The sequence below is a fragment of the Dethiosulfovibrio salsuginis genome, assembly GCF_900177735.1.
GTDB classification, from domain to species: Bacteria; Synergistota; Synergistia; order Synergistales; family Dethiosulfovibrionaceae; genus Dethiosulfovibrio; species Dethiosulfovibrio salsuginis.
In genome coordinates, this window is record NZ_FXBB01000005.1 from 25,857 (window position 1) to 38,354 (window position 12,498).

Annotated in this window: 13 protein-coding genes; 3 read left to right on the forward strand and 10 right to left on the reverse strand. The window is 52.4% G+C overall.

The genetic code is table 11. The features are described from left to right. Window positions 1-627: a bifunctional phosphoribosyl-AMP cyclohydrolase/phosphoribosyl-ATP diphosphatase HisIE gene (gene hisIE / locus B9Y55_RS03235; RefSeq protein ID WP_085543924.1), complete on the forward strand. Its 627-nt coding sequence runs from the start codon at window positions 1-3 to the stop codon at window positions 625-627. Between the two features lie 19 nt (window positions 628-646). Here the strand turns inward: hisIE and B9Y55_RS03240 are convergent, their stop codons facing one another. From B9Y55_RS03240 to B9Y55_RS03260, 5 genes are all read right to left on the reverse strand, one after another. Further along, window positions 647-1,813 (reverse strand): ABC transporter substrate-binding protein, encoded by a 1,167-nt coding sequence (locus B9Y55_RS03240; RefSeq protein ID WP_143340796.1) that lies wholly within the window; start codon window positions 1,811-1,813, stop codon window positions 647-649. 32 nt (window positions 1,814-1,845) lie between these two features. Then, entirely contained in the window at window positions 1,846-2,343 is a 498-nt protein-coding gene (locus B9Y55_RS03245; RefSeq protein WP_085543926.1) for an adenosine-specific kinase, read from the reverse strand. Between the two features lie 16 nt (window positions 2,344-2,359). Then, window positions 2,360-3,223: an HAD family hydrolase gene (locus B9Y55_RS03250; protein WP_085543927.1), complete on the reverse strand. Its 864-nt coding sequence runs from the start codon at window positions 3,221-3,223 to the stop codon at window positions 2,360-2,362. Further along, window positions 3,220-3,660, reverse strand: coding sequence for an OmpH/Skp family outer membrane protein (locus tag B9Y55_RS03255; protein ID WP_085543928.1), 441 nt, complete (start codon window positions 3,658-3,660; stop codon window positions 3,220-3,222). The genes B9Y55_RS03250 and B9Y55_RS03255 overlap by 4 nt, the downstream gene beginning before the upstream one ends. Window positions 3,661-3,807: 147 nt before the next feature. Continuing rightward, entirely contained in the window at window positions 3,808-4,404 is a 597-nt protein-coding gene (locus tag B9Y55_RS03260) for a hypothetical protein (protein ID WP_085543929.1), read from the reverse strand. A 222-nt stretch (window positions 4,405-4,626) separates the two neighbouring features. Between B9Y55_RS03260 and B9Y55_RS03265 the strand changes: the two genes are divergently transcribed. Together B9Y55_RS03265 and B9Y55_RS03270 are read left to right on the forward strand one after the other, a co-directional pair. Then, window positions 4,627-5,667 (forward strand): Rpn family recombination-promoting nuclease/putative transposase, encoded by a 1,041-nt coding sequence (locus tag B9Y55_RS03265; protein WP_268753273.1) that lies wholly within the window; start codon window positions 4,627-4,629, stop codon window positions 5,665-5,667. A 397-nt stretch (window positions 5,668-6,064) separates the two neighbouring features. Further along, the gene (locus B9Y55_RS03270) at window positions 6,065-7,081 is read left to right on the forward strand and encodes an RpnC/YadD family protein (RefSeq protein ID WP_085543931.1); all 1,017 of its coding nucleotides are present in this window, start codon (window positions 6,065-6,067) and stop codon (window positions 7,079-7,081) included. A 59-nt stretch (window positions 7,082-7,140) separates the two neighbouring features. Here the strand turns inward: B9Y55_RS03270 and pseC are convergent, their stop codons facing one another. From pseC to B9Y55_RS03300, 5 genes are all read right to left on the reverse strand, one after another. Beyond that, window positions 7,141-8,262, reverse strand: coding sequence for a UDP-4-amino-4,6-dideoxy-N-acetyl-beta-L-altrosamine transaminase (pseC, locus tag B9Y55_RS03275; RefSeq protein WP_085543932.1), 1,122 nt, complete (start codon window positions 8,260-8,262; stop codon window positions 7,141-7,143). A gap of 20 nt (window positions 8,263-8,282) precedes the next feature. Continuing rightward, window positions 8,283-9,587, reverse strand: coding sequence for a M78 family metallopeptidase domain-containing protein (locus tag B9Y55_RS03280; RefSeq protein WP_085543933.1), 1,305 nt, complete (start codon window positions 9,585-9,587; stop codon window positions 8,283-8,285). Between the two features lie 423 nt (window positions 9,588-10,010). Beyond that, window positions 10,011-10,949, reverse strand: a complete 939-nt coding sequence (locus B9Y55_RS03290; protein WP_085543934.1) for a hypothetical protein — start codon at window positions 10,947-10,949, stop codon at window positions 10,011-10,013. After that, complete coding sequence (pseH, locus tag B9Y55_RS03295) at window positions 10,928-11,452, reverse strand: UDP-4-amino-4,6-dideoxy-N-acetyl-beta-L-altrosamine N-acetyltransferase (RefSeq protein WP_143340797.1); 525 nt, start codon at window positions 11,450-11,452, stop codon at window positions 10,928-10,930. Before pseH ends, B9Y55_RS03290 begins: the two co-directional genes overlap by 22 nt. 5 nt (window positions 11,453-11,457) lie before the next feature. Continuing rightward, window positions 11,458-12,489, reverse strand: a complete 1,032-nt coding sequence (locus B9Y55_RS03300; RefSeq protein ID WP_085543936.1) for an N-acetylneuraminate synthase family protein — start codon at window positions 12,487-12,489, stop codon at window positions 11,458-11,460. Between the last annotated feature and the right edge of the window lie 9 nt (window positions 12,490-12,498).

Sequence of the window (12,498 nt, forward strand, 5' to 3'; positions counted from 1 at the left end):
GTGGAACGTATAAAAGACCTTAAATACGACGACCGAGGGCTCATACCGGTGGTCGTCCAGGACATAGACTCGGGGCAGGTCCTCATGGTGGCCTACTCCACCGAGGAGACCCTCATGATGACCGTCGAAAAAGGGGAAATGGTTTTCTTCAGCCGATCCAGACAGGAGATATGGCACAAAGGGGCCACCAGCGGCAACACCTTGGCCCTAGTCTCCCTCCACGCCGACTGCGACAGCGACACTATCCTGGCCCAGGTCCGTCCATCGGGACCGGCCTGCCACACAGGGGAGATCAGCTGTTTTCACAGGCCCATAACGGGAGACGACGGTGAGTCGCCGGTCTTTCTGGGAAAACTCTGGTCCTATTTGACCAAAAGGTCCAAAGCCGACCCCTCAGAGAGCTACACAGCCAGAATAGTCCAAGGGCCCATAGAGAGGGTGGCACAAAAAATAGGGGAAGAGGGAGTGGAGACCGCCCTGGCGGTGGTCCAAAGGGACGTAGAGCAGACGGTCTACGAGACCTCCGACCTGCTGTATCACTCCATGCTGGGGCTCATATCCCTTGGGATACCACTTGGCAGAATATGGCAGGAGCTTAAAAAAAGACACGAAGAGGACCGGAGATAAACTCCGGTCCTCTTCGTGTTTAACGATCGACTGGTGTGTCAAAAAAATATCCCGGCCCAGACTCGGAGAGCTCTATAGATCCCTCCTCTATCCACACGCCGCCTTTGGCCCTCATAATCGAGATAGCCCGACTAGCGGGTCTGTGGGTGACGGGGCTGACGTCCAGAGCCTGACCGGCGAGGGGAATACCTTTAACATTCGCCATAGACTTAACTATCAGGGACACCGTCCCATCGTCGTCGGACCCCTCAAGAGCCCCTATTATCCACCGACATGCGGCGTAAGCCTTGGCCGCCAGCAGAGAATCTCCGACCCTTACTCTGGTCGAATCCCACACATCGGTCTTGAGCCGTCTAAGGTCTCTGTCCTGCTTGAGCACAGGCCAATCCTGATCGACGGAGAAAATGCCGTCCAGCAGGACAACTCCCGAACGGGCGGCCCCAGCGGACCAGACAGGTATAGTCCTGTTTACGTTTCTCAGCTGACGGTACATCTCTCTGGTGGACATATCGTCCATCCAGATAACCATCATATCCGCCCCAAAACCGAGCATCTCCTGGATCACCATATTGTAGGAATCCTGCCCCCCTCCGGCAATCCAGAATATCTCCGGGTCCATTCCCTTTTTGGAGAGGCCCTCAGCGGTAGCCCTGGCACCTCGGGAAAGGTAGGGAGTCAGCATATCGGAAAACAACGCAACCTCGCTGGCAGGGGGAAGGACCGAGCTGGACATCTCCACCGAAGCCCTGGTGATGAAGCTCTTATGAAGCTGGAGGGCGAAGACCCCATCCTGAACCCCACCGGAAGACGATCTTATTGACGTATCCGAATCGTCGGCCAAAAGCAGAGGGGGATAACCGGGCCTCCAGGCCTCGACCAAAGCTCCGTTGGTCGAGGGGCCGGCAAAGGACAACACCGCCCGATAGCCCGACCGACTCCAGTCTCTCCAGCTAGCAACAGGGTCCCCTATATCGTCCTTTTTTAGCTCAAATAAAATATCTCTGCCTCTGATGCCTTGAACGGAGTCGTTAATCTGCGATTGAGAGTAGGAAACAACAGGTGAAATAGACTGGCCACTTGGACCACTCCAACCATCGGAGGGAGACAACACCAGGACAGGCCAGACCCACCCCTCCTTCAAGCCTCTCGCTACGCTATCTCCAAAGGCACAACCTTGAAGAGACATCAGAAGCAGGACGACAAAGAGGGCCCTCAATCTCACCGCTTATAACCTATAACGTTTTTAAGAAGGTCCACCCTCTTAGCGGCATCATCATCGGTTTCGATGCCCTTAGGGACGTAACCGTCTACCACTCCCACTATGCCACGGCCCTGATCGGTATCGGCGATTATTACCTGAAGGGGATTGGCGGTAGCGGCGAAAATTCTGCATACCTCCTGACAGGACTTCACCCTGTCCAGGACGTTTATGGGATATCCGTTTCGCATCATTATGACGAACGAGTGACCTGCGGAAAGAAGACAGGCGTTCTCCGCCGCAAGATCGGTCAGATCCTCACGGTTGCCGTCCTTTCTGACCAGACACTCTCCAGAAGCCTCACAGAAAGCTATTCCGAACTCAAGGGTCGGCGACGACGTCACCAGGGCCTCGTAAAGATCCTCAACGGTCTTTATGAAATGACTCTGCCCCAGAATAACGTTGCAACCCTCGGGAATAACCATCTCCGCGATGCTCCATCCTTTGATTTCAGCCATAATAAATAGTGCCTCCTTAGATATATTTTAGATTTTCGGAATGAAAATCTAAAAGCCTGCGAACCAAAACCGAGGGGCCATCCTCCTCGGGGGGAGGGACCACCCAGTGAGCCACCGAAAGCAGATCCTCAGGAGCGGAAGAAACGGCGACGGCCATATCTGCGAACTTTAAAAGCTCCAGATCGTTTTCGTTATCTCCCACAGCCACTATAGTATGATACTTAATCTCGGAAAAATCAAGCCATCTCTCCAGAGCTTTTCCCTTACTCACACCCTGAGGCAGGACATCTACAAAGCCATCTCCGGCCAGAACGACCTCCGTTGTACCTTCAAACCTCCGTCGAAGATCTCTGGACACAGCACCTGCCAGGGAGCCAGTGGGATCGAAGAACATCACCCTGAAAATCTCTCCCTCCGGTATTATCGGATCGGTCAGCATAGGAGAATAGGACAGCCCAGTTCGATCGAAAAACGCCATAGTCTTGACGTCCTGAGGACGGCAGAAGACGATCTCGTCTCCCATGACCTGGACCTCAAGTCCGTACTCCCAGCCTGCACTGAGAATCGCCAAAGCCAACTCTCGGTCCATGGTCCTCTCCCACAGAGCCCGGCCATTTCGGTCCATAACCCTACCTCCGTCGTAGACCACCGCAGGCAGATCGGAGCCTAAAGACTCCATGTGGGAAAGGGAGGTCGACAGAGTTCGCCCCGTCGCTACCATGACATCCCATCCGGCGGAGATAAGCCCCTCTATAGAGTCGGAGGTAGCCTTTGAGATTCTATCGGAACGATCGACCATAGTGCCGTCCAGATCGGTCACCAGAAGACGGCGAAAGGGCCCCGTCGATCGACGAGACCCTTTATCTTTAGGCGAAATCAATTGGACGCGTTCATCTTCTTCAGCTGCTGGATGACGTCCTCGGTGACATCGATCCCTCCGAAGAACACCTGAGCCTTATCGAGAATCACTGTGACGCCCTTGGCCTTCGCCACGGTGCGGATAGCCAGGTTTATCTCCTTGAAGAGGGGGGCCATAAGGGTCTGCTCCTCCACTGCGGCCTCCTGCTTCTTGGTGGCGTAGATCTCCGCCTTCACCTTGTTGTCGGTGGCCTTCTCTATTGCGGACTTAGCCTCGTTCTGCTTGGCCTCAAGGACCGCCTGTACTCTCTTGGTTACCTGCTCGAACTTAGGGTGCTGAAAGAGAATCTTCTGGGGCTCTATAACACCGATCTTCTCCGCTGCCAGGGCCACAGAGGAAAGGGCCATTGCGAACAGAACTCCCAGAGCTACCAACCTGACGGACTTTACAACACGCATACAAAAAAACCTCCTCGAATTATTTCTTTCCACGCCTCCAAAGGAAAGCGATCTGAACTCTTGTCTAAAAGCCCCTATATTACTGGGGAAAAATTCTACATCCTAAGTCACCGTAAGTCCACCGTAAAAATGCCTAATTCCTATAAATTAGTGTTTTCTTCCGCCAGCCTGAGACCTAAGATAGGACACCGCATCGGAAACCTTGTCCAGAAGGGGAGGGACCTCTTCCCTCAGGACCAAAGCGGGCTTAAAGGTCTTGCCTGCCTCAAAAGATCCTACAATGGATTCCATTATGGCCTCCAGTTCGCCTCGGGCCTTCTCAAAGCCCGCAAAGGCCTTTTCCTTCCCGCTACAACCCAGAAGCGAAGCGCACCGGCTAACGGCACTGAGGACCCAGTCCAACCCCTCCATTGCCTGAACCGACAGGGCCATAGCCTCGTCGATCTTCTCCTGCTCCAACAGGTCGGCCACATCGACCACTCCCTTACGAAGCTTAGGGATATACTTTTCCGCCGAAAGCAGGGACTGAACCACCAAATCGCCGATCTCCATAGAGACGAACTCCACCACCGATCCACCTTCGGTAGCCACAAAAGCCTGGGGATCCATCTCAACTCCGTCGATAAGGATAGAAGAGACAACCCTGCTCTGTCCAGCCAGTATAGAGGACACTTTTTGATAGACTTCTCCTTTATCGACCTCGTCAAGAGCCAGATCTACACCGTCAAGAACGATTTTCTCCATAAAAACACCTCCGATTTATCCCAACGATTATACCAGTAGATAGGGCAATATTAACACAAAAAACTAGGTCTTAGGTCTCTTAACTAAATCCACCAGGCCCAAAATACTCGCTGGACCGTAGCAGCTTTATTCGAGCTTACCGGTCTGCCGATGGAGAAGGTTCAGGACGTAATCAAAAAAACCTGCCTTGTATCCTGTGTCTAACTGGACTAGAATATGGATATGGGACAAACCGACTTAGGATATAAAGACTTATTTTCAAACAAAGAGATGGTGAAAGATCTTCTGACTGGATTTGTAAAGGAAGAGTGGATAGAGGAACTGGACTTCTCCAGGATGGATCGAGTCTCCGGGACATACGTCTCCGACGACCTTCGGGAAAGACAGGATGACATGGTCTGGAAGATAGGCTTCCGAGACAAGTGGATGTACATCTATATCCTTCTGGAGTTTCAGACCACTGTGGATTACTGGATGGGAGTGAGGCTCCTGACCTATATCGGACTGCTGTACCAGGATCTCATAAAAACTGGGGCTATCGATAAGAAGGAGGGACTCCCCCCGGTGCTGCCTCTGGTGCTCTACTCCGGCAAAAGACGTTGGACCGCTCCGATCTCTTTGGATAAACTGTTTACTAAAATCCCCCTAGGGCTGGACGTATACCAGCCCAGTTTTCGCTACTTTCTTATGGACGAAGGAAGATACGACGATAAAGATCTAGATATGCCAAAAAACCTGGTAGCGGCACTGATCAGGATGGGAAACAGCCCTTCCATTCACGATCTCCGTACGGTTATAGGGGAACTTGTAGACTGGCTTAAACTCCCGGAACACAAGAGAATACAGAGGTCTTTCATTGTTTTCCTGAGAAATGGACTGCTCTCCAAGAGGATACCAGGAAAGGACTTCTCGGATTGCGAGGATTTACTGGAGGTGGATACTATGCTTGCAGAAAAGGTAAAAGACTGGACCAGAGCCTGGGAAAAAGAGGGCCTACGAAAAGGGATGCGCCGAGGACGTCGAGTGGGTATAGCACAAGGCAGACAAGAAGGCATAGTGAAAGGCAGAGAGGAAGGTAGAGAGGAAGGCAGAGAGGAAGGCAGAGAGGAAGGCAGAGAAAAGGGCCTCATCCAGACTGCCATAAAGATGCTGGATAAAAACATGGACCTCGCCATCATCTCCGAGCTCACCGGTCTGTCGATGGAGAAGGTAGAGGACATCTCCCGAAACAGGGACAAATACACCGTAATGCTCGATGGATAACTATCGGCCTGCCCCACACCTGGGACAGGCCGATTATCTTGGATTCTATTTTTGATAACCAGACTACGTCTCATTCTTCTTCACGCTTGCGTGAAACACTTTCAACCTCAACCCTTCATCAACTCCGGCAGGATAGATGTTGCCCTGTCCTAATCCTCCTCCGACAGGCCCACGTAGATGGGAAGGGATATCTCAATGGAGTAGAACCGCTCGGCCACGGGAAAATCGCCGGGAGGGTAGCCAAAGCTTCCCAGACGTCGTTCGCCCTCAAATGCTCGAAAAGCTTAGTCCTTAATCTCTAGCAACTTTATGTCCAATGACTTCCATAGTCTCTCTGGCAGTTATTACCTAAAGTGCTAAAATAGAGCTATAGCTAGTATCTGGAGGTGAATCAGGATTGGCGAAAAAGCAGAGTTCAAACCAAGGACAGGACGATTCCCTGTGGAAAGACCTTCTGGAGCGTTTTTTCGTTCCCATGATACAGGTCGTCCTGCCGGATATGGCGGAGGACCTGGACCACTCCAGGCCCGTGGAGTTCTTGAACAAGGAAATGACCAGCTTAGCCCTGAACACCGAGAAAAATCCGACCCCTAAACAGTACGTTGACATGCTGGCGGACGTGCCCCTGATCAACGGTGAGAATGCCTGTATACTGCTCCACGTCGAGGTCCAGGGCAAAGGCGGCAAAGAGGACCTTCCCACCAGGATGAACCGATACAGAAGCATACTGGAGGCCAGATATCATCGTCCTATCGTAGGTCTGGCGATAATAACCTCCCCTATAGGGGAAAAACAATCCAAAGGGCTGTACCACTGGAAGATGTACGGGACAGAGGTTCTCTATCGATATTCGGTCCTAAATGCCTACGAAGGAGACGTGGAAAAACTCTCAGCCAGCGCAAACCCCTTCGACCTAGCTCATTTGGCGGCGATAAGGGCCTGGGAATGTCGTAAAAAAGGGGTCAGTAAGCTACGATACCTGAAGGAACTGGTTATAATCCTTAGGAACAGAGGCTGGCAGGAACACGAAAAAGCCCAGCTTGTCACCTTTATGGAGGGCATCGTCCGAATATACGACCCAGATAATCCCCAGGAATACCTGGAATGGATAGCTTTTCTTCAGGAGGAAAAGGAGGCAGGAGCCATGTACGTAAGCCTGATGGAGAGAAAAGGAATAAAAGAGGGAAAAAGAGAGGGCATACGCAGAGGTCTAGAGCGAGGAATGCAAAGAGGCATAAAAAAAGGCAGGCAGGAAGGCAGACAGGAGGGGGTCATTCAGGCGGTCATCAAGATGCTCGAAAAGGGTACAGACATCCAAACAATCTCCAACCTACTGGACCTGCCACTTGAAAAGGTCAAAGACATCTCGGATAACAGGGAAAAATACGCCGCCGAACTGGAAATGGGAAAATAGCCCAAGTACCTGCCTGCCCCTAGGGGCAGGCAGGTACTCTTTGGTTAGCGGGAATAAGACTACAGAGCTAACCGGTCGGCGATCAGGGATATTACCCTGTCCTGATCCTGCTCCGACAGGCCCACGTAGATTGGAAGGGATATCTCCATGGAGAAGAACCGCTCGGCCACGGGAAAATCGCCGGGAGCGTAGCCAAAGCTCTTTCGATAATAGGGATGAAGATGGACGGGAGGATAATGCACCTGAACCCAGATATCGTTCGCCCTCAGATGCTCGAAAAGCTCCGCCCTTATCTCTGCTGGCACACGGAAGGCGTATAGATGGTAGCCGTGGCCCGGATCGGACGCGGGGACGATACACCCAGGCAGAGAGCCAAACACCCTGTCGTACCTCTTAGCTATAGCTCGCCTGCACTCTATAAACCGGTCCAGCTTGGACATCTGGCTCAGACCCAGGGCACACTGGATATCGCAAAGACGATAGTTGTAGCCCAGGTCGATCATCTCGTTTGACCACGGCCCCTCGTAAAACTCCATCCTGTCTTTATCCTTGATTATCCCATGAGACCTGAAAACCCTGAGCCTATGGGCTAGATCGTCGTCGTCGGTGACGACCGCCCCACCTTCTCCGGTGGTGATGTGCTTTACAGGGTGAAAGCTGAAGGCGGTCATATCCGCGTCCTGTCCCACCATTCGCCTCCCCCTGGAGGCTCCAAGGGAATGACACCCGTCCTCAACGACCAAAGCCCCTACGGACCTGGCCATATCCAGAAAAGGCTCCAGGTCGACGGGATAACCGCTGTAGCTGACCGAGGCTATGACCTTCGTTTTAGGGGAAAGCCTATCCCTGACCGCCTCTGGGTCGAGACAGCCGGTCTTTTCGTCTATATCGGCAAAGACCGGAATCCCTCGCTGATAAAGCACCGAGTTCGACGTAGCGGCAAAGGTCAAAGGAGAGGTTATAACCTCCTCCCCCTCTACCACTCCAGCGGCGTACATAGCCCCATGGAGAGCTGCTGTTCCGCTTGAGAAAACCACGGCGTGGCGACACCCAACCTTCGCGGCCAAAGCATCCTCAAAAGAATCCACAGCTGGGCCCTGGGTCAGCCACTCTCCCCTAAGCACCGCTGAAACAGCGGCGATATCGTCGTCGTCGATAAACTGATGGCCGTAAGGTATCATAGAATCCCTCCCAAAATATCTCAATAAGGCAAAACAGGATCCCAGGCCAATTTACGATGGAGGTCTATCGACCCATTCGCCAGGGACAGCTCCACCACCTTCGTACTGACCTTATAATAATCCGCCGCATCCTCTACGGTGGACTCGGAAAAATCGGAATTCATAAAATCCAGGAGACCGGATAAGGGGCTCAAAAACTCCGACGCAAAAGCCCTTTGAAACTTTTGCCGAGACTTCCGAAAATCGGTGGAAACCAGATAGGATCCATTACCGCCGTACTCTATACAGTCTCCAATGAGACGAGCTATCTCAAATCTCTTACCGTCGGGATGTCTCTTTCTAAGGTGAAACGAAAGGCCGTCGCCATCTGGGGCAGCAAGGGATATCCTCTGTTTTTCGGGAGGAATCCAGCCTTCGAGATCGGAAATTTTCACCTCTACAAGCTCACATAGCTTTTCCGTGGTGATAGGGCTATTGCCTAGGTCAAGGGCCTGGCGTAGGCTGTAGGCCATCTCCTTAGCTCTCTGCCAAGGGTAGGCACGGCCATCTCTATCAGGAGGGCTATACCAACCTAAGTTGGGCTTGCCAGCCAGACCTGAAGACTCAAGGAGATCTTTGACCTTCGCTACATTTCCACCGTAAGCCGGTGCTATTTCCGAAAAGACCGGCTCTCCCATACTGTCGGAAAAGGACAAAGCGACCTCAATAACATCCTCCGGGCATTCATCGGGATCATAACCCAACTGGGCCTCAAGCCTTCGGTAAGCGGCAGAAGAAAAATCGCCTCTCTCTTCGCTTAGCTCATCCCAAAGTCCCGCCAGGTCGGAAGCAGCTATATTTTCAGCCTCCAGTCTGGCTAGGACTAAACTCACAAAGCCCTCAAGTTCCCTCTCAAAGACAGCGCCGTCTATCTCCTCCGGAAAGCTTAGGCTTTTGATATATCTAATAGACTGAGCAGAATCGGAGGATGGAGCGGACCATACCCTCATACAATCGCCGTCTGTCGCCATTACAACCTTAGGCCAGATAAAACCCTCGTTGGCCGCAGCGAGCTCATGGGACATTCGCCAGTTTACGGTAGGCATAATCCCCTGAGGTGGAAGAGGTTCATAGAGCAAACGCCACCAGGACGAAGCAATCCAAGCAGCTAAAGGATACGCCGATAAAAGCACCGACTCTTCCGTCTTCTCGGACCAAATATTCAAGTTTTGAGCCAGGTTCTCACCGTTTACCTGAAGCTGGAAGAATCCCATAGTCCGAGCAACTTCCACAGGTCCAGGATCCTCCGGTCTTGGAAACCACTCAAAAGAAAGGTCAAAAGCCATGGGAATCCCTCCATCGAGTCAAAATTAAGTCATAAAAAGGATTATCTCTCTGCAAAGGATAGCCGTGATAGGATCCCATTTGGGACGATTCCAACTGTGCCTCAAGAGGAACACCCTCCTTAACAGACCATATATTTTTGGGCCAATCACCTACAAAGCGATCGCTGATAAGACCACTGCGACATCCCTCCCTTAAAAGACAGAGAGCCTCTTTTCGAGAAAACACATGGACAACATCGCACAACGATTTTCCCGGTCTCGCACCGCTAGGTGGAGTTAACCCAAAATCGCCAGGCTTCATTTTATGTTCAGGGTTCCCACCGTAAACGACCCTACAAGCAAGAGAGTTTAGGTATTCTAGTGGCATAGGGACAGCTAATTTTCTCTTTAAATTAAATTTACCGTTTCTTTTTTTGATAACGATCACCTCTTAGTGGTTAAAAAACTCGTTACCTGGTCGGCTCCGTCTAAGGGGATGCAGCCTTTTGGGGGAGGGGTTGCGACGGTTATTCCCTCCAGAAGGGACGACTCGGTGACGTCGAGCCACCAGCCAAGGTTATGGCCCCAGCCTAAAGACGACAGAGTAGCGCCTATGGCTCTCTGATTCTCGGCAACCTGAAACACCACCGTGGGCTTTCCCAGAGCAAGGGCCTCGTAGCTGGTCACGCTGGAGGTGCACACGACCTTAGAGGCCCTTGAGATAAGGTCATCAAAGGATCTAGGAGCCCTCCATACGGTGAGCCCCTCCTTTCCCTGGGCGGCATCAAAGACCTCCCTGCGGTAATCGTCGGATACCATCGGCCCCAGCACCGCCACAACAGGGGGCCAGGATGGCCCATACCATCGTGCCATATCCAGCGTCGCCCCACCGATATCGGAAGATCCAGCGACGAAGAGGACGAAACCGTCGTCTTTGGGAACCAGCTCCCGAAATGACCTTCTGAGCAGGCAATACTTTGGCCCAAGGAGCTTCACCACGTTATCGCTGTAGGGGATAGAGTCGGAGCCGACGTTATAGTTGAGGATAAAATCGGCGTGTCTATCCACAGGGATATGGCGAAAATCGTCTACGATCATCAGCTTAGCATAATGTCGAATCCCATCGAGGACCGACTGAGAAAGACGATAGCTGTCGGCGATGACCATATCCACCCCATCGAACTGCCCCGGCCTGTGGAGTTCCGAATAAAAGGCAGGGGAGCCAAAATCGGGAAAATCGCCACCGGCGGCCTCGGGTATACAAAAGCGAACCGAGAAGCCTCCCTCCTCCAAAGAGGCGGCCAGGGCCCTGCACCGGCTGATGTGTCCTCCACCGATGGAGGGACCTCCGTCGGCTAGGATCAGTACCGAGAGGGAGCCCATTCGGATCGTAACATTCCCATCCAATAGATATCGACTGCCTTACCGTCCCTGAGGAGATGCTCCCTCCAGCACCCCTCAACACGAAAACCATGACGTATGTACATGGCGAGGGCTCGCTCGTTTGTAGAGAGAACGGAGGTATAGAGACGACGGAGCCCCAGGTCGGAGAATCCCCAGCCTACAATGTGTTGGACCATCAAAGATCCCAACCCTCGTCCGATATAATCTCTTTCCCCTATGTAAAGCCCCCATTCTCCGTGACCTTGGACAAAATCGATATCTCGAATGGATACCATGCCAATCGGTTTATCCTCATAAAAGACCACCGATACCTTTGACGATTGACCTTTTAGAACACTATCCAACCACATAAGATGCTGTTCCTCGGTGATAAAGTCGCAGGATATCATCGACTTAGATATAAAAGGATCGTTTCTCCACACACAAAGAAGAGATCTAACCTCTTCCGAAACGTCAGCTAGATCTCTGAATAAAAGAGTCATTTTTATTAGATCATCTCCCAGCCTATCCACTGGTCAGCCTCGATATCCACCTTTGCCACCCTGCCCTTGACCAGGTCGCTGTGTTTAGGGGCTATGCCGTATCCCGGCCTTTTGCAGCAGATCATATCCTCGGTTATTACGGTTCCGGCGGGAATGTCGCATCGGGCGTGGAGGCTTCTCCTCGCCTTATGGTAAAACTCCATCTCCTCTTCGGAAGGGCCAAGCTTCCTGCCGTCTCCCATAGCGGACTCCACATCCCGAATCTGGCGGACCAGCTCCTTTAGCTCCCCAGGCTCTATAGCGAAGGGATGGTCCGGTCCCTCCATGGACCTGTCCAAGGTGAAGTGTTTCTCCACGACGGAGGCCCCCATAGCCACGGCGGCCACGGAAACGTGGACCCCTGGGGTGTGGTCCGAAAGGCCCACGGCGGTGCCGAAAGCCCTGCGGATGGTCTCCATGGAACGTAGGTTCATTATATGGGCCGGAGCCGGATAGACCGAGGCACACTGGAGAAAGACGATCTGCTCGTTTCCTGCGTTCCGACAGGTGATGTAGGCGTCCTGTATCTCCTCCATGTTGGCAAGGCCGGTGGATATTATCATGGGCTTGCCCTTTGAGGCGCAGTAGCCCAGCAGATCCAGGTCAACTATCTCGAAGGAGGCGATTTTGAAGAAATCGCTCAACTCGTCCAACTCGTCAACCGCCTTATGGTCGAAGGGGGTAGCGAAAAATAGAATGCCCTTTTCTTTGCAGTAGGAAGCCAGATCGGGAAGCCAGTGCCTCGGGGTCTCTATCTCCGATATGAGGGTGTGGAGATTCTTGTCGTAGCCCGAGTGATGAGGTGTCTTCTTGGAATAAAGGCTGTCCGCCGAGTATATCTGGAACTTTACCGCGTCCGCTCCAGCCTCAACGGCGGCGTCTATATGCCGCAACGCCAGGTCGTAGGAACGATTGTGGTTCGCACCTATCTCGGCGATTATAAAGCAGGAGCTACCTTCCTCTATAGGTTTTCCACCTAGAGAAATAGAACATACCATATCTCATAC

Coding starts and splice junctions, on each gene's coding strand:
- B9Y55_RS03290 (WP_085543934.1), bottom strand. CDS start 10,949: ATGGGCTCCCTCTCGGTACTGATCCTAGCCGACGGAGGTCCCTCCATC.
- B9Y55_RS03280 (WP_085543933.1), bottom strand. CDS start 9,587: ATGGCTTTTGACCTTTCTTTTGAGTGGTTTCCAAGACCGGAGGATCCT.
- B9Y55_RS03265 (WP_268753273.1), top strand. CDS start 4,627: ATGGGACAAACCGACTTAGGATATAAAGACTTATTTTCAAACAAAGAG.
- B9Y55_RS03240 (WP_143340796.1), bottom strand. CDS start 1,813: ATGTCTCTTCAAGGTTGTGCCTTTGGAGATAGCGTAGCGAGAGGCTTG.
- pseH (WP_143340797.1), bottom strand. CDS start 11,452: ATGACTCTTTTATTCAGAGATCTAGCTGACGTTTCGGAAGAGGTTAGA.
- B9Y55_RS03300 (WP_085543936.1), bottom strand. CDS start 12,489: ATGGTATGTTCTATTTCTCTAGGTGGAAAACCTATAGAGGAAGGTAGC.
- B9Y55_RS03260 (WP_085543929.1), bottom strand. CDS start 4,404: ATGGAGAAAATCGTTCTTGACGGTGTAGATCTGGCTCTTGACGAGGTC.
- B9Y55_RS03255 (WP_085543928.1), bottom strand. CDS start 3,660: ATGCGTGTTGTAAAGTCCGTCAGGTTGGTAGCTCTGGGAGTTCTGTTC.
- pseC (WP_085543932.1), bottom strand. CDS start 8,262: ATGATACCTTACGGCCATCAGTTTATCGACGACGACGATATCGCCGCT.
- B9Y55_RS03245 (WP_085543926.1), bottom strand. CDS start 2,343: ATGGCTGAAATCAAAGGATGGAGCATCGCGGAGATGGTTATTCCCGAG.